This is a genomic window from Bifidobacterium sp. KRGSERBCFTRI (genome assembly GCF_025908335.1).
In genome coordinates this window covers 2,388,631-2,405,898 of record NZ_CP109653.1, presented here as the reverse complement: position 1 = coordinate 2,405,898, position 17,268 = coordinate 2,388,631, and the positions used below count along the sequence as shown (strand labels likewise).

At 61.6% G+C, this 17,268-nt stretch carries 15 protein-coding genes; 11 read left to right on the top strand and 4 right to left on the bottom strand.

From position 1 onward, the window contains the following. Nucleotides 1-237: 237 nt before the first annotated feature. Nucleotides 238-1,296, bottom strand: a complete 1,059-nt coding sequence (gene gap, locus OGI63_RS10395; protein ID WP_004218695.1) for a type I glyceraldehyde-3-phosphate dehydrogenase — start codon at nucleotides 1,294-1,296, stop codon at nucleotides 238-240. Nucleotides 1,297-1,526: 230 nt separating this feature from the next. Then, nucleotides 1,527-2,333, bottom strand: a complete 807-nt coding sequence (locus OGI63_RS10390) for a thiamine diphosphokinase (RefSeq protein WP_004218696.1) — start codon at nucleotides 2,331-2,333, stop codon at nucleotides 1,527-1,529. 451 nt (nucleotides 2,334-2,784) lie between these two features. Here OGI63_RS10390 and infC point away from each other — a divergent pair, with 451 nt between their 5' ends. The 11 genes from infC to OGI63_RS10335 all read left to right on the top strand — a co-directional run bounded on the left by infC (nucleotide 2,785) and on the right by OGI63_RS10335 (nucleotide 14,020). After that, on the top strand, nucleotides 2,785-3,459 hold the full coding sequence (gene infC, locus OGI63_RS10385) for a translation initiation factor IF-3 (RefSeq protein WP_004218697.1): 675 nt from the start codon (nucleotides 2,785-2,787) through the stop codon (nucleotides 3,457-3,459). A gap of 43 nt (nucleotides 3,460-3,502) precedes the next feature. Next, on the top strand, nucleotides 3,503-3,694 hold the full coding sequence (gene rpmI / locus OGI63_RS10380) for a 50S ribosomal protein L35 (protein ID WP_004218698.1): 192 nt from the start codon (nucleotides 3,503-3,505) through the stop codon (nucleotides 3,692-3,694). 49 nt (nucleotides 3,695-3,743) lie between these two features. Continuing rightward, nucleotides 3,744-4,127 (top strand): 50S ribosomal protein L20, encoded by a 384-nt coding sequence (gene rplT, locus OGI63_RS10375; protein ID WP_004218699.1) that lies wholly within the window; start codon nucleotides 3,744-3,746, stop codon nucleotides 4,125-4,127. Nucleotides 4,128-4,518: 391 nt separating this feature from the next. Beyond that, nucleotides 4,519-5,442: a site-specific tyrosine recombinase XerD gene (xerD, locus tag OGI63_RS10370; RefSeq protein ID WP_004218701.1), complete on the top strand. Its 924-nt coding sequence runs from the start codon at nucleotides 4,519-4,521 to the stop codon at nucleotides 5,440-5,442. A gap of 112 nt (nucleotides 5,443-5,554) precedes the next feature. Next, on the top strand, nucleotides 5,555-6,394 hold the full coding sequence (locus OGI63_RS10365) for a ParA family protein (RefSeq protein ID WP_004218702.1): 840 nt from the start codon (nucleotides 5,555-5,557) through the stop codon (nucleotides 6,392-6,394). Between the two features lie 200 nt (nucleotides 6,395-6,594). Further along, the gene (locus OGI63_RS10360; RefSeq protein WP_004218703.1) at nucleotides 6,595-7,404 is read left to right on the top strand and encodes an NUDIX hydrolase; all 810 of its coding nucleotides are present in this window, start codon (nucleotides 6,595-6,597) and stop codon (nucleotides 7,402-7,404) included. A gap of 61 nt (nucleotides 7,405-7,465) precedes the next feature. Next, nucleotides 7,466-8,875, top strand: coding sequence for an MFS transporter (locus tag OGI63_RS10355; RefSeq protein WP_004218704.1), 1,410 nt, complete (start codon nucleotides 7,466-7,468; stop codon nucleotides 8,873-8,875). 353 nt (nucleotides 8,876-9,228) lie between these two features. After that, nucleotides 9,229-11,160: a translational GTPase TypA gene (gene typA / locus OGI63_RS10350; protein ID WP_004218705.1), complete on the top strand. Its 1,932-nt coding sequence runs from the start codon at nucleotides 9,229-9,231 to the stop codon at nucleotides 11,158-11,160. Between the two features lie 109 nt (nucleotides 11,161-11,269). After that, nucleotides 11,270-11,779, top strand: coding sequence for a hypothetical protein (locus OGI63_RS10345; protein ID WP_004218706.1), 510 nt, complete (start codon nucleotides 11,270-11,272; stop codon nucleotides 11,777-11,779). A gap of 22 nt (nucleotides 11,780-11,801) precedes the next feature. After that, the gene (locus tag OGI63_RS10340; RefSeq protein WP_004218708.1) at nucleotides 11,802-12,917 is read left to right on the top strand and encodes a prephenate dehydratase; all 1,116 of its coding nucleotides are present in this window, start codon (nucleotides 11,802-11,804) and stop codon (nucleotides 12,915-12,917) included. Nucleotides 12,918-12,925: 8 nt separating this feature from the next. Further along, a complete protein-coding gene (locus OGI63_RS10335) occupies nucleotides 12,926-14,020 on the top strand; it encodes a prephenate dehydrogenase (RefSeq protein ID WP_004218709.1) in 1,095 nt (364 codons plus the stop codon). 15 nt (nucleotides 14,021-14,035) lie between these two features. Here the strand turns inward: OGI63_RS10335 and OGI63_RS10330 are convergent, their stop codons facing one another. Both OGI63_RS10330 and OGI63_RS10325 read right to left on the bottom strand, forming a co-directional pair. Then, a complete protein-coding gene (locus OGI63_RS10330) occupies nucleotides 14,036-14,287 on the bottom strand; it encodes a DUF6725 family protein (RefSeq protein ID WP_004218710.1) in 252 nt (83 codons plus the stop codon). 144 nt (nucleotides 14,288-14,431) lie between these two features. Continuing rightward, nucleotides 14,432-17,266, bottom strand: a complete 2,835-nt coding sequence (locus OGI63_RS10325; protein ID WP_012619816.1) for an ABC transporter permease — start codon at nucleotides 17,264-17,266, stop codon at nucleotides 14,432-14,434. Nucleotides 17,267-17,268: the final 2 nt, after the last annotated feature.

Genomic DNA, 17,268 nt, shown 5'->3' with positions numbered 1-17,268 from the left:
CGTACCAAGGCGCATAGGCACAACCCTGCGTAAAAAGAGACAATTGCGGATTCCATCTGTCTCTTTTTACGCAAGATTCAAGATTGAGGTATTGGGATATTGAAATATTGAAATATTGAAATATCGCGATAATAGCGGGATCAATAGGTGGCAGTATTTGGTTCGGCATTCAAGCGGCATACGAAAGGGCCCCGCGTGGAAGCGGGGCCCTCATGCTCGTGATGCTTGGCTAGAAGCTCACTCGGAGATCTCGGCGAAGTACTCGAGCGTGCGCACCATGTTGGAGGTGAAGCCGTACTCGTTGTCGTAGAAGGCAACGGTGCGGGCCATGGTCACGCCGTCAACGGTGTTGACATCGGTCTGCGTCGGATCGAAGACGCCACCGTGGGTGTCGCCGACGATGTCGCCGGAGACGATCTCATCGTCGTTGTAGCCGTAGTAGGCGCAATCGGCGAAGGCATCCTTGAATGCGGCGTTGATCTCGTCAACGGTGGCATCCTTCTCGAGCACGGTGAAGAGCTCGGTGATGGAGCCGTCCGGAACCTGCACGCGCTGTGCGTGGCCCTGGAGCTTGCCGTTGACCTCCGGGACGACCTTGCCAATGGCCTTGGCGGCACCGGTCGAATGCGGGATCGTGTTGATCGCGGCGGCACGCAGTGCACGGCCGCTCTTGTTGCCACGCGGGCCGTCCAGAATCATCTGGGTGCCGGTGTAGGCGTGGATCGTGGTCATGAAGCCGGCCTTGATGCCCCACTTGTCGTTGAGCAGCTTGACCATTGCAGCCATCGAGTTGGTGGTGCAGGAGCCGGCGGACACGATGTTGTCGTCCTTCTTCAGAATGTCGTGGTTGACACCGAAGACGACGGTCGGGGTGGTCTCGTCCTTGGCAGGAGCGGAGATGAGCACCTTCTTGGCGCCGGCGTCCAGGTGGGCCTGGCTCTTCTCGGCGGAGGTGTAGAAGCCGGTGCACTCGAGCACGAACTCAACGCCATCGTTGGCAACCCACTTGAGGTCGCGGGCGTCACGCTCTGCGTAGACCGGGTATTCCTTGCCGTCGACCACGATCGCGGTGTCGGTGGACTTGACGTCGACCGGGGTGCCGTCAACGTGCTTGAACACACCGTGGGTGCTGTCGTACTTGAGCAGGTATGCCAGTGCGGCAGGCGAGGTCAGGTCGTTGATTGCGGTGACCTCGATGTCGGCGGCTTCGCCACCCTTCTCCTGCAGCTCGAAGATGCGGCGGAAGGCGAGGCGACCGATGCGACCAAAGCCGTTGATACCAATCTTTACTGTCATGTAGTTCTCCCTTGGGGATGCCGGCGGATGCATAGCACCTGCTGGCTTGGTTAACCAACATTGCCCATTCTACCGGCGTTGCTTGACTTCAAGCCCCCGCTTGCGCGCCGAAAGCCGTTGGAATTGTTGGCGAACGATTATGTCTCACATTGAGGCGCCCAATGCTCGGTTTGAACGCTCGATATGCTACGCGGAACCGAACCCGTGATGTCTGTTCGCGAGATATCGCGCTATGCGAGCGCGTCGGTGACGTGTGTGCTCGGTTCCCCGAGTGTGCCGTGAGGAGTCGCGCCGACGAGTTCGGGCAACGGTGCGCGATCGTCGAACACGATGATCGCAATCCCGCCGCCTACGGCAATCTGCGCGGCATCGCCGTCGATGAACTCGTTGCTCAGTCCGTTGACTTGCAGATTGCTCAGCGTCGCATGGTCGAGTCGGTATTTGAGACCGCGCTCGGTCACGTCGCGCACGGAGTCGGAATGCGCGAACACCGACACGTACTGGGTGTCGGCGACCTCGTGCGCGGCAAAGTGCAGTGCGGCGTCCGAGATCGCCGTGACGATGCGGCCGTCGCCGTGCAGATAGGCGATGCCGCCGTGCGAGGCGACGATGGCGGTCTGCTGAATGTCGGAGATCGTGTGGTCCACGCGGCCGCCGAGACCGCCGTAGATATGGAATTCACGCGACCCATGCCGCCAGCCCACTTTGAGTGCGGAAAGCATGTCGGGGTCGTCCTTCTCGGGAGGGAGCCTGAGTGTGCGCATACCGGGATCGCTGGTGGATTCCGTCGCGAGATCCTCGGTGGAATCGAAGTCGCCGACGACCACGTCGACATGCACGCCGAGTTCGCGCGCATGGGCATAGCCGCCGTCCGCCGCCACGACGAACGCATGCTCTGGCAGAGAATATGGGCGCGTGTAATACTCGCCGGCGCCGAAAACGACGCAGATTCGGGATGCGGTGTTCGTGGTGACCCCCTCCGCTTGGCTTGCCGGCGACTTGCGCTGCCGTGCTACGCATATGATTCCTGCACCCATGGTAATGCGGGGGAGGGCTGAACCGGGTATGGGGGTGCACGAACGCCATCGTCCGCGCACCCGAATACTCACTCCCCATTGTAGAATGCCGCGGTTTTGCGCGCCTGTGTAAAACCGCGGCGCATGTCTGAATGAAAGCCCCTGCCGTGGTAGATTTTCAAGCGCATGCGAATCTGGTGAGTCTGCCGGCTGCGTGCGGGCGTGGCAATGGAATCGCCTTGGTCCAGGGGTGTGGTATTATCTAACAGGCTTGAGAAATCAAGAAAGTGGGAAACCCACCTGGAAACCTGTCATGGTTTCGGGTCACGGCACGGCAGGTGCGACGTCCGATCTGCATGGGCATGCGGAAACGGCGTTTGGAATTGCATGTCTACCGCATGTATGAGGTCTTCGAAGGCCGTTTTGCTGCTGCCATGGCGCGAGTATGACATCCAGAGGTCCCCGGCACAATATGAGGAATGGAGTCATCATTAGCGACGAACCACGCATTAACGACGAGATTCGCGTCTCCCAGGTACGCCTTATCGGACCGAACGGCGAACAGGTGGGGGTCATCGCGACTTCCGTCGCACTGAACCTGGCAAAGGAAGCGAACCTCGATCTCGTCGAGGTGGCGCCCAATGCGAAGCCTCCGGTTGCCAAGCTGATCGATTACGGCAAGTTCAAGTACAACGAGAAGATCAAGCAGCGCGAAGCGCGACGCAACCAGAGCACCGCGGAAATCAAGGAGATTCGTTTCCGCCTCAAGATCGACGACCACGACTTCGAAGTCAAGAAGGGCCACGTTGAGCGTTTCCTCAACGCAGGCGACAAGGTCAAGGTCACCATCATGCTTCGCGGACGTGAGCAGTCCCGCCCGATCGGCGGTGTGGAGATGCTGCAGCGTCTCGCCGAGGAGGTCTCCGACCTGGGCACTGTGGAACACGCACCGAAGCAGGAGGGACGCAACATCATCATGACGTTGGCCCCGAAGGGCAAGAAGGTGCACACGCAGTCCGAGCAGCGCAGGCGTGGCGCAGAATCCCGCGCGGAACGCCAGGCACGCCAGGCAGCTCGTCTCGCCGCCAAGCAGGAGGCGAAGGCCGAGGAGGCCAAGGAAGCCCAGGCCGCTATCGACAACGAGTAGCAATAGCAATCTTCAAACACGAAGAACAACAAGGAGGGCAGCAATGCCGAAGATGAAGACAAAGACCGCAGCAGCAAAGCGCGTTCGCCTCACCGCAACCGGTAAGGTCATGCACGCTGGCAGCGGCATGCGCCACAACCTCGAGCACAAGTCCGCTCGCAAGCGCCGTGCACTCAAGCGTGACGACGTGCTGCAGACGGCACAGGCCAAGAAGATGAAGGGCCTGCTCGGCTGAAACCGGCATCGACAACAACGAATAAAGCTTTACTGGAAAGAGGAATCACATGGCACGTGTCAAGCGCGCAGTAAACGCACACAAGAAGCGTCGTACAGTTCTCGAGAGGGCCAAGGGCTACCGCGGCCAGCGTTCCCGCCTGTACCGCAAGGCCAAGGAACAGCTGCTCCACTCCTTCAACTACAACTACCGCGACCGCAAGGCTCGCAAGGGTGACTTCCGCAAGCTGTGGATCCAGCGCATCAACATTGCCGTGCGCAACGAAGGCATCACGTACAACCGCTTCATCCAGGGCCTGCGTCTGGCCGGCATCGAACTCGATCGTCGCGCCCTCGCCGAGCTCGCCGTGAACGATCCGGACACCTTCAAGACCATTGTCGAGCAGGCCAAGGCCGCTCTGCCTGAGGATGTCAACGCTCCGGTCAACGCCTGAGCTTCAGGCCGCAACAGTGACGCCATAGCGTTCTCCATGTGAAAGACCCCGTCCAATGTGGCGGGGTCTTTCACATGCCGCAATCAGCGTCTTCTGCCGTCTCTCCGGCTATGCGTAATCTCCCCGCCGCTGTGTAATCTCTCCGCCTCTGCGTAATTAGGGACATCTGATGCCCCCCTATCTGTCTCTTTTTACGCAGGGGAGGGCCTGTGGCGTAGGATGGTTCCCCTTTTTGCGTAAGCGGCTCCCCTTTGCGTAATCGGGGACATCCGATGCCCTCAATCTGTCTCTTTCTACGCAGAAGGGGCGCAGGGAAAAACTGGCGCGCAATGACAATCCGAAGATGCTGATATACAGATACATTGATTAGGGAGCAGAAGGAGGCGTGGCGATGAACGGCGAGCTGCCGATGCTCGAGGCGAGGTTCCTCGCGCATATCGATGTGGAACGTGGCCTGTCTGCGGCGACGGTGCAGGCATACGAGAACGACATCGACCAGTATGTGCGTTGGCTCGGCGAACAGGGGATCGCCAAGGCCGCGTCCATCACGTCGAACGATGTGGAGGATTTCGTCGCCGCGCAGTCCAAGTCGGGAACAAGCGCGGTCTCATTGGCGCGTAGGCTTGCAAGCATCCATATGTTCCACCGGTTCATGCAATCCGAGCGTGTGGTGGCCGACGACGTCTCACAGAGCGTGCGTCCGCCGAAATCTGCGGAGACATTGCCCGAAGTGCTCACCGTGGACGAGGTGCAGCGTCTGCTCGATGCGGCGCGGCATGACGACGCCAGCGAGGCGGTGTCGATGCGTGATTCGGCGTTGCTCGAGCTGATGTATGCCACGGGCTGCCGGGTGAGCGAGGCGGTGGGACTCGACTTCACCGACGTCGACATGGATGCGCAAGTGGTGCGACTTACCGGCAAAGGCGCCAAGCAGCGGCTCGTGCCCTTTGGCACGTATGCGGCGAATGCATTGCGCGCGTATGTGGAGCATGCCAGACCGGAACTCGAGAACAAGGCGAAAGGCGAGCGCGAGCGCAGCGCGATCTTCCTGAACAAACGCGGCAAGCGGCTCACCCGGCAGTCGGTGTGGGAGATCATCAAGCATGCCGGTGCGTTGGCACATGTGAGCAAACCCCTGCATCCGCACACGCTGAGGCATTCCTTCGCCACACATATGCTGCAGGGAGGCGCCGATGTGCGCACCGTGCAGGAGCTGCTCGGGCACGCCTCGGTGAAGACGACGCAAATGTACACGCATGTCAGCCAGGACACGCTGATCGAGACGTACATCACCTCGCATCCCCGTGCGAAGTAGTGCAGCGCGCAATCTACTCGGCGCATTACACTGATATGCAGTGAGTGAACGCGGCGTTTGCATGGGGCAAATGCGGGCGCTCTTGTGTTATTGAACTGGTAAAGTGAACGATATGCCTACCGATCTGCTTGGACGTGAATACGAGACCTTCCCGGTGCCGGAACCATTGCGGCAGCATGGTCCCGCACGGGTCATTGCCATGTGCAATCAGAAGGGCGGCGTAGGCAAGACCACGAGTTCGATCAACATAGCCGGCGCGCTCGCCCAGTACGGCAGGCGCGTGCTCATCGTGGACTTCGACCCGCAGGGGGCGGCCACGGTGGGTCTGGGCATCAATGCGAACGCGCTTGAGAACACGATTTACACGGCGTTGTTCAATCCGCGTATGGATGTGCATGAGGTGATTCAGCACACCAAATTCGATGGGCTCGACATCATTCCGGCGAACATAGACCTTTCCGCGGCCGAGGTGCAGCTGGTCACTGAGGTGGGGCGCGAGCAGATCCTCGCTTCGGTGCTCCGGCCGATCATCAACGAATACGACGCGATCATCATCGATTGCCAGCCTTCGCTCGGCCTGCTCACCGTGAACGCGCTGACGGCAGCCGACGGCGTGATCATTCCCGTCGCCGCCGAGTTCTTCGCATTGCGTGGTGTGGCGCTGCTCATGCAGTCCATTGAGAAGGTGCAGTCGCGCATCAATCCGTCGTTGGAGATCTACGGCGTGCTCGTCACGATGTTCACGCGTACGTTGCACAGCGACGAGGTGCTGCAGCGCATTTACGAGGCGTTCGGCGACAAGGTGTTCCACTCGGTGATCTCGCGTTCGATCAAGCTTCCCGACGCCAATGTGGCCGCAGCGCCGATCACGTTCTTCGCGCACAACCACAAGACGGCGAAGGAGTACCGCGAGGTCGCCCGCGAGATGATCTACCGCGACATCGTCGCCTGATTCCACTTTCCTTCCCCTCCACTTTTCCTTCTTCTCTTTTTTCATTGTCCGCGGGATTGTATGGGCAAACAGTGTTCCACCATGTGGACACATATTAATAGTCATAGTGACTATTAATGATATGCTTGGGGTGGATGCAACCGGGCATGCTGCCATGCCATAGGGATGCATGCGAGGCAGACGAGTCCGATAGGAGAGGTATGGGGTACGGCAATGTGAGCGAACGGAGATTCGCCCCGCCGCAGATTGGCGTCACCTCGGTGATTCTGGCGTTGGAATCGGAGACGCACGGGCATGCGCGCCGCCGACTCTGGCTCCCGCTCGTCCAGCGCACCCGCGAACCCTTCAAGGGAATGTGGGCGCTGCCGGGAGGGCGGTTGCAGGCGAACCGTTCGCTTGAGGAATCCGCGTTCGCCACGCTGGCCTCCACCACCGACCTGCACCCGACCTACTTGGAGCAGCTGTACACATTCGGGGACCCAATGCGCTCGAGCAACGGCATTCCCATGGTGTCGGTGTGCTACTGGGCGCTGCTCGACCATGCCGATCTCGGCACAGAGCCTGGCACGGCGGGCAATGCGCACAACGTGCGTTGGTTCCCGGTGGACGATCTGCCCGAACTGGCCTTCGACCACACCACAATCGTGGAGTATGCGCTGTGGCGTCTGCGCCACCGCATGGATGCGCCGAATGTGGTACGGCAGCTGATTGCCGAGCCGTTCACGCTTGGCCAGTTGCACGATGTGGTGGAGGCGGTGCTGGGTGAGGAGATCGATCTGGCGAATTTCCGCCGCAAGATGCTCGCCTCGCACACGTTGGAAGACACCGGCGAGGTGGCACGGGAGGGCCGCAGACGGCCTGCCGCGCTGTATCACTTCGCCGACCATGCCGAGGAGGAGGGCTTCGCCTTCTTCGCCGAGCATGTAGCCGGGAACCCGCATGGTGCTTGCGAAGCTTTGCAGGTGAATACGCCTGACGACGCGCTTTCCGCCCTCATGCCGCATGCATAGGCATCGCATCCAACACAGGACAGAGCAACGAGAACACAGAGAGAAGAAACCGAGGAGTGCTATGACCACCGCGGAACTGGGCCTCGGCGCCGCAACGCCGATCGACGGCCCCTCACCGGAGCGCGAGCCGCTCGCCAATGCCGAAGCGACCACGCTCACACGCAACGAACGACTCGACCGCCTGCCGTTCAACAAGGCGCATCGCAAACTGCTCATGGCGTCGGGCATCGGTTGGGCCTTCGACGCCATGGATGTGGGATTGGTGTCGTTCGTCGTCACCGCCATCGCCGCCGACCCGCATTTCAACCTTGACGCCACGCAGAAGTCATGGGTGCTGTCGATCGGCTTCATTGGCATGGCCATCGGCGCCGCGCTGGGCGGTTTCCTCGCCGACAAGCTCGGCCGCAAGACGGTGTTCACCGCCACAATGATCGTGTTCGGACTCGCCAACGGTGCCATGGCATTCTCGTGGACGCTGCTCGCGCTCTTGGCGGCACGCTTCGTGATCGGCCTCGGTCTGGGCGCCGAACTGCCGGTCGCCTCCACGCTCGTCTCCGAATTCTCGCCGGCCAAGCAGCGCGGCCGCATCACGGTGCTGCTCGAATCGTTCTGGGCGGTAGGCTGGATTCTCGCCGCGATGATCGGCTATTTCGTGATTCCAAACACCGGCGACTGGGGTTGGCGTTGGGCGCTGCTCATCGGCGCCATCCCGCTGCTCTATGCGATTGTCGCGCGCCGCCACCTGCCCGAGTCCGTGCGCTTCCTCGAGGCCCGTGGCGACAACGAACGCGCAGAGGCCTCCGTCCGCTACTTCGAACAAGCCTCGGGTGTCGCCGCCGTGCCATCGAAACCCGCCAGGAAACTGGGTAGGATTCGCATGCGCGAACTCGTCGGCCGTAAATACCTCGGCATCACGCTGGCGATCTGGGCCACCTGGTTCTTCGTCAACTTCTCGTACTACGGTGCGTTCACCTGGATGCCGTCGCTGCTTGCAGACCAGTTCGGCTCGCTCACGAAGTCGTTCGGCTACACGCTCGCCATCTCGATCGCGCAGCTGCCCGGCTACTTCCTTGCCGCATTCCTCGTGGAACGTTGGGGCCGGCGCAAGACGCTGAGCGTGTTCCTCGCCGTCTCCGCGCTCGCCGCGTTCCTGTTCTCGCAATCCGCAACGGTGGCGCAGGTGCTGTGCTTCGGCATGCTGCTCTCCGCCTCCAACCTGGGTGCGTGGGGTGTGATGTACGCGGTGACGCCGGAGATCTACCCGACCCGCATGCGTTCCACCGCAGCCGGTGCAGCCGCCGCCGTGGGCCGTATCGCCGCCATCGTGGCGCCGCTTCTCGTGCCGTGGTTCCTCACGATGTCCGGCGGCAACAAGTCCGTCGCCTTCATCGTCTTCGCTGTCGCCTTCGTGCTCGCCTGCGTCGCCGCGCTGTTCCTGCCCGAGCGTACCGGTGAATCCCTGGAGGATTAATCTGCAGACTTGGTCGTTCCTTGCAGACTGTGTCCACTGAACGACCATAGTTCATGCCAACTTTGGTCGTTTACCTGACAACAATGTGGGTAAACGACCTTTTTTGTCTCTACTATGGTCGTTCTATGGACAGATTGCCCGCTCAACGACCATATATGCCAAGCTCGGTCGTCGACGTGCAGACAGACTGGTGAAAGATATGCCGAGCCACTCCTCAGGCGAAATAGGACGAATAATTATACAACGCTGTCACACTGCGAGAGTACGATTGCGATGGTTTGCGAGTCAACGCAACACCTATACGTATGCCTGAGTGTGAATCACATCATAGGAATAATCAAGAGAGGCTTTGAATGGCTGTTCGCGGCGATATTCGAAATGTTGCAATCGTAGCTCACGTCGACCATGGCAAGACCACGCTGGTCAACGCCATGCTTCAGCAGTCCCATGTGTTCAACGAGCGCGAGGAAGTGCCGGACCGCGTCATGGACTCCAACGACCTGGAGCGCGAGAAGGGCATCACCATCCTCGCAAAGAACACGGCCGTCGAGTACACCGGACCGCTTGCCGAGAAATACGGTCACCCGGAGGGCATCACGATCAACGTCATCGACACGCCCGGCCACGCCGATTTCGGCGGCGAGGTGGAGCGCGGCATCTCGATGGTCGACGGCGTCGTGCTACTCGTCGATGCCTCGGAGGGCCCGCTGCCACAGACCCGTTTCGTGCTGCGCAAGGCGCTCGAGGCCAAGCTGCCGGTCATCCTGTGCGTGAACAAGGTGGATCGTCCCGACGCTCGCATCGAGGAGGTCGTGGGCGAGGCCTCCGATCTGCTGCTTGGCTTGGCGCAGGATGTGATCGAGGAGGGTGTGGACCTCGACCTCGACTCACTGCTCGACCTGCCGGTGATCTACTGCGCCGCCAAGGTGGGCTATGCCTCCGAGAACCAGCCGGCCGATGGCCAGCTGCCCGACAACGACAATCTGGAACCGTTGTTCGACGCGATCATCAAGAACATCCCGGCCCCCGAATACGAGCCGGGCGCACCGCTGCAGGCCCATGTGGCGAACATTGACTCCTCCGACTTCCTCGGCCGTCTCGGTCTCGTGCGCATCTACAACGGCACGCTCGAGAAGGGCAAGACCTACGGCCTGTCGCGCGTGGACGGCTCCATCGAGAACTTCCGCGTCTCCGAGTTGCTGCGTACTCAGGGTCTCGACCGTCTGCCGGTCGAGTCCGCCGGTCCCGGCGACATCGTGGCTGTCGCGGGCGTCAACGACATCATGATTGGCGAGACGATCGTCGATCCGAACGACCCGCGCCCGCTGCCGCTGATCCACGTCGACGACCCGGCCATCTCGATGACCTTCGGCACCAACGACTCCCCGTTGGCCGGCACCGAGGGCAAGGACCACAAGCTCACCGCCCGCATGATCAAGGACCGTCTCGACCGCGAGCTCATTGGCAACGTGTCGATCAAGGTGCTGCCCACCGACCGCCCGGACGCCTGGGAGGTGCAGGGCCGCGGCGAACTGGCACTGGCCGTGCTCGCCGAGCAGATGCGCCGCGAAGGCTTCGAGCTCACCGTCGGGCGCCCGCAGGTGGTCACCAAGACCATCGACGGCCAGCTGTGCGAGCCAATGGAGAACACGACGATCGACGTGCCGGAGGAGTACATGGGCACCGTCACGCAGCTCATGGCCGCCCGCAAAGGCCGCATGGACTCGATGTCGAACCACGGTTCCGGCTGGGTGCGTCTGCAGTTCACCGTGCCGTCGCGTGGCCTCATCGGCTTCCGCACCGCACTGCTGTCATCCACCCGCGGCACCGGCATCTCGTCTTCCATCGCGGCCGGCTATGCGCCATGGGCTGGCGAGATCGTGACCCGCCAGAACGGCTCCATGGTCTCCGACCGCCAGGGTGTGGCCACGCCATACGCCATGCAGCGTCTGCAGGCCCGCGGCAACTTCTTCGTGGAACCGCAGTCGCCGGTGTATGAGGGGCAGGTCGTCGGCATCAACAACAAGCCGGACGAGCTCGACGTGAACATCACGCTCGCCAAGCACATGACGAACATGCGTTCCTCCACCGCCGATGTGCTCGAGACGCTCACCCCGCCGATCAAGATGAGCCTGGAGGAGTCGCTTGACTTCGCAAACGAGGATGAGTGCGTGGAGGTCACGCCCGAATCGATCCGTGTACGCAAGATCATCCTTGGCCGTGAGGATTGGTACAAGTGGCGCGCCAAGCAGCGTCGCGCCAACGCGCAGCAGAACAACAAGTGATGCCGGCGATGCGCATGTGATCGGAATGGAGGGCGGTGCAAGCCGCCCTCCATCGCATATGCATATATGTGCGTGCCCTGAAATCCCGCGGGACGCCTACGATGGAGCCATGAGCCAGAACACGAACGTCACCGAATACGTCACGGCGGGCGATGATGCGCAGGAGTCCGCGCTGCCATGGAGTTACAGGCAGCGGCCGTGGCTGCGTTACCTCATCGATGTGGTCAGTGGCGCGGCGCTCGGCATTGTGGGAACATTTGCGCACCGCATGGGTGCCGCGCAGAACATCCCATACGGCTTGGTGCTGGCGTTGCTGCTCGTGGCACTCGGTGCATGGAGTGCGCGCAGCAGGGATGGCGTGGCCGGCTTCGCATTGTATTTCATCGCCAGCACCACGGTGTTGTATTTCCTGGCACTGCGTTCGGGCGACGTACTCATCGCTGCCGGATTCGCCTCGGATTCGCTGCCATTCTGGTCGCAGCATGCGGGCTACAGCTGGCTGTTCGGCGTCGTTGTCGTGCAGTTGCTACTGCTCGTGTTCCCGAGGAGATTCTTCAGCATGCCGACGCGACGTGTGGGCAGACGCAAATCCGAGAATGACTCCGGCACAGACGACTGACGGCAGGTAGGTGAGGGAATCCATGACGCGGCAATCCACACGCATCCATTATCTCGGCCCGCAGGGTTCGTTCACGCATCAGGCGGCCATTGAGTCTGCCGCCGAGGCATCACGTAGGCTGCATATGGACGTCGCGGATTTCGAATTCGTCGCCTGCGACACGGTTCCTCAGATCCTGCATGCAGTGGAGCTCGGGCAGGGATGGGGCACCATCGCCTGGGAGAACAATGTCGAGGGATTCGTGGTTCCCAATCTCGACCTCATGATGGACGCCGCCGATGCCGCCGGTTTCCTGCGCGTGGGCGTGAATGTGCGATTCGACGCATTCGTCACCGAGCGCACCTACCGGCATGCGTGCGAACAATATGCCAGTGAGATCGCCGTCGACGATGCGCAGATTCCCGCCCGCGACAATGCGAATGCCTATGGTGCCGCCTCAACGCCGCCCACGATTGACGAGCTTGCGATTCGCGATTGCACCGCGGTCTGCGCGCATTCGCACGGACTCGCACAATGCCGGCGATTCGCGCGCGAGCATGGACTGAAACCGGTTCCCGCAGCATCGAATGCCGCCGCCTGTCGCGATCTTCAGGACTTCCAGATTGCATTGGGCCCCTCGATCTGTGCCAACATCTACGGTCTGCACCGCGTGGCGGCCAATGTGGGAGATTTCGACGGCGCTCGCACCGAGTTCCTCACGATCGCCCCGCGCAGTCAGGTGGTGGAGCGGTTGCGAATCCCACGTAGCGATCCGAAGACTGAATTTGAATCGGTCATCGCGTTCATTCCGCTGGTGACGGGGCCCGGTGTGCTCGCGAATCTGCTCGACGTGCTGCGCGACGCGCAACTGAACATGGTGAGCCTGATCTCGCGGCCGGTTAAGGGACGCGACGGCACTTACAGCTTCCTGGCGACGCTCGACGCGGCACCGTGGGATGAACGGTTCGTGAACGCACTGGTGGAGATATGTGAGCACGGCGACTGGGTGCGCACGCTGGCGGTCTACCCGCGAGACGAGCGTAACTACCCAACGGTCTCGGAATGGATGCTTCCTGCAGGTGGAGTACGATTTGAAGGTGAACCCCACATGGCGAATTGGCGTGAGAGCGCAGATGTGCGAAAGGAATTGCTGTGGTAGAGCGGGATATGCACGAGGAGACGATCAAGCAGTGGGATCGCGACAACGCCGGCGAACCCCAAATCGCACCGGAGGGCATCGAATGCCCCAAGCATGTCGCCATAGTGGGCCTCGGGCTCATCGGAGGTTCGCTGGCACGCCGTCTGCGTGAGTCCGGCTGCCATGTGAGTGCGTGGAATCATCGCGATCACCCATATGCGAACGCTCGTGCGGCCGGCATCGATTGCAAGGACACGCTTGAGGAGCTGGTGGCGGAGGAGCCGGATGTGCTCATGCTGTGCAATCCGCTCGTGGCGATGCCGCAGGTGCTGCAGACGATCAAACCGATCATCAATCCACAGAAGACCACGCTGTCCGACGTCGGTTCGGTGAAGGGGCCCGTGCGCACACAGGTAAGCGAAGTCGGTCTGCTTGACTGCTACGTGGGAGCGCATCCGATGGCCGGCAACGAGCATTCTGGCTGGGTGGCCGCAGACCCCACACTGTTCGATGACGCGCTGTGGGCGGTCACATTCGGTCTGCACACGCAGTACCGGCGCGTTGTGCAGATCGCCGGCATGATCACACGCGGCGTGCGCAACACGATGATCGTGATTGACGATGTGACCCATGACCGCGAGGCGTCGCTCATCTCGCATATGCCGCATGTGCTGTCCACGGCGCTCATCAACGAGATGACGAGCGATGCGAACAACGCCATCGCCTCGGCACTTTCTGCCGGCTCTTGGCGCGACATGACCCGCGTGGCATTGACCGACCCGGATCGCACGCGTGCCATGGTGGTCGAGAACGCGCATAATGTGGAGGAACTGCTGCATCGCATGATCGATTGGCTGAGCGAGTTCGCCAATGCCCTGCATGAGGAAGACGAGACCGAGATTCGCCATTTCTTCGCCGAGGGGCAGCCATATCGCGACTACAAGGCGCAGATCAATGCGGGGAAGGTGAGCGACAGCACCGAGACCATCTTCCAGTCGCTGCGCATCGACCCTGAGCATTGGCGCGAACAGCTGCTCAAATCCGCCCAACGGGGTGAGTACATTGTGCGCTTCACCTCCGGGCACCGCCTGATCGCCGAGCAGCATCCGAGCATTCGCTCCTGACGTGTTGCTGGCTGCTCATCTACGGGCAGCCGGGCGCTCTGGCACCGGTTTGAGAATGGCGATGTCGGTCGCCGATATATCCACGTCCTGTGCGGGTCTGCTGCCGTTCGCCGCGGCATCGCGCGTCAGCTGCAGTGTTCTGCCATCCCACGCACGCACATGGCCCACATAGTCACGGTACTGGTGTCGACCAGTGTACTCGTCGACGCCATCGGTGATGCGCACGACCACGCGCGCTCCCACCGGGATTCGTTCCGGCAATCTCATTCGCGCTCCTTCCCGAAAACGATGCCCTCCCAACATGCAACGCTGCGCAGACATCGTGCCATGGCCTTCGGGGAGTGCATATAACGGCTGGGCCCGGCCAATCGTGCGATTGACCGGGCCCAGCCACTGCTGACCGGGTTTCCGTCACTCGCTGGCGACTGCGTTGAGCACGGGGTGCTTCAGCGCGCGCCTTGCCGGCGAGATGCTGGCGATGAGGCCGACGAGGATCGCGACGATGAGGAACAGCACGAGCTGGTCCCACGGGATCGTCAACGTCGTCATGCCCTGCGACTCGTAGGCTATGCGAATCACGACGCCGGCCGCGACACCCACGACGATGCCGACCAGTGTGCCGAACACCGAGAGGATGACCGCCTCGATCGCGAGCATGCCACGCACCTGGCCGTTCGACGTGCCGATCGCGCGCAGCAGGCCGATCTCCTTTGTACGTTCCGACACGTTGAGCGCCAACGTGTTGACGATGCCGAAGATCGCGATGATGATCGACAATGCGAGCAGCGCGTAGATGATCGCGAGCATCGAGTTGATCATCGAGCTCATCGACGACTTGAACTCGTCGCGTGTGAGCACCGAGATCGTGTAGAACGGCTTCACGGCCTTCTCCAGGTTCTTGCCGAGTCGCTCGATGTTCGCGCCGGGCTTCGCCTGCACGTACATCTGCGTGACCATCATCATGTCTTTGCTCGTGAGCCTCTCCGCAGTCGGCAGCGAGATCATGATGCCGTCGGAGTACAGAGCGTCATCGACGATTGCGCCGATTTTGACCTGCTCCTTCTTCGTCTCGGTCTTCATCTTGACGAACTGCTTCGGGTCGGTATTCTGCGCCTGCTTGACGATGCTCTCCGCCTCCTTCGCTTTGCTCTGAGCGCCGGAGACGTCGCCCGAGGAGGCAAGCCGCTGCGCTTCCTGCTGCAGTGCCGTCACTTGGGATTCGATCTTCTTCTGGTAGGCTTCGTACGCCTGCTTCGTGGCCTGTTCGTCGACCGATGTGTTTTCGGACTTGAGATCAATCGTGTCACCGATTTTCCAGTGCTCATCATTGGCGACGGTACGGCCGATCACGGCCTCACCGTTCTCGATCGCCTTCGCGGCATCGCCATCCTGTCGTTCGACCGGTGCGATCTTCGTGAACAGATCGACCTTGCTCGTGGTCGGCATGATGGTCTTCGTGGCGTTCGTCACCTTCACCGTGGGCAGCATGGAGACGGCCGACGAGGCACCCACGCCTTCCGTGTCCTCGACCGCGTCGACGGCCTTCGTGGAGATCGGTTGCGTCATGCTCGCCGCCATGACCACGTAGTCCGCGTTCACGTTGTTGTCGACGAGGTCGCTCACCGAGGTCTTCATCGAGGATGCGACGACGCCGAGACAGCTGACGATCGCGACGCCGATGAACAGCGCGGCCGCCGTGTTCGCGGTGCGGCGCTTCGCGCGGCCGATGTTGCGCGTCGCGAGCTTGCCGGTGACCGGGAACGCCTTCGACGGGATCCAGCCGAGCACTTTCGCAGCGGGCGCGACGAACGCCGGCGCGCACACGATTGCGCCGATGACGACGAATGCCGCGCCAAGGCCGAGCGTCCAGCCGGAACCGAGGTCCTTGAGCCACTGCCAATCAACGCGTTTGTCCGCATCGAGATAGCACAGCACCCAGAAGGCTGCGCCGACGGCGACCATCGCGATGCCAATCCATCCACGTGCCCTGACCGGCTTCTCCGGATTGACCGTCTCGTTCATCGCCTGGATCGGGGGAGCGGTCGCCGCGGTCTTCGCTGGCAATGTCGCGCCGATGATCGTCACGATGACGCCGACGATGACGCCGACGATGACATCGGTCGCCGAAGGGGTGGGCGAGCCGGACAGCGGCATGCCGCTTTGCGTCATGCCCTTCGCGATCAATTCGAGCAGACCCCAGCCGAGCAGCACACCGATGCCGGAGCCGACCAGGCCGAGGATGACAGCCTGGATGAGCACGCTTGCGAACACCTGCAACGGCGAGGCGCCGACCGAACGCAGCAGTGCATAACCGCGCATCGATTCGCGCACGATCATCGTGAACGTGTTCGCGATGATGAACGCGCCGACGAACAACGCGATCGCCGCGAAGATCAGGATGAGCGGCTGGATGAAGCCGAGCTGGTCCTGGATGCTCTTCGTCGCGTCGTCACGCACCGAGTCGCCGGTCACGGCGTGCGCGTCCGCACTCTTCGGCAGTGCTTTGTTGATGCGGTCGGCGAGTTGCTGCTGGGCCTCCTCGTCGAGCGGCGTCGTCTTGCTGCCGTACACGCCGATGAACTGGATGCTCGAGGTGTCCTCTCCCTCCTCCTGCAGCACATGCTGGACGAAACTCGGGCGGGCGAGAATGAGGATTGCGCCGAGCTGTGTCGACGGCGAAGTGAAGACACCGGAGACGGTCATCTCACGTGCCTCGCCGTCAACGATGAGTTTCGCCGTGTCGCCGGTCTTGAGCCCGGCTTTGTCGGCCGTGTCTTCAAGCAGCGCGACCTCATCGTCCGTCTGCGGGTATTCGCCCGAGACGAAATGCGCCGAACGCCATGGGGCGTCCTGATCGACGCCGATGACGAGCGTCGGTGCACCGACCGTCGTCAGCGCGTCGCCGTTGTGGTCGAGCAGCACGGCGTTGCCCAGCTGCATCGTCGCATCGGCGCTCGCGACGCCGTCGACATTCTCAATGTCGGGGATGATGCTTGTGCTGATTTCGTTGTATGTGCTGTTGTAGCTGGTGACACTGCCACCCGGCTCCTGCTTCTCCTCGGTCGCGCCGCGCACATAGACGTCGGCGTCCGAATTCGATCCCATCATCTGCGAGACTTGGTCGTTGAGCATCTCGCGGAAGCAGAACGAGCCGACGACGAACGCGACGCCGAGCGCGATCGCGATGATCGACATGATGAAGCGACGGAAATGCGCCTTGGTATCCCTTAATCCGATACGGAACATCG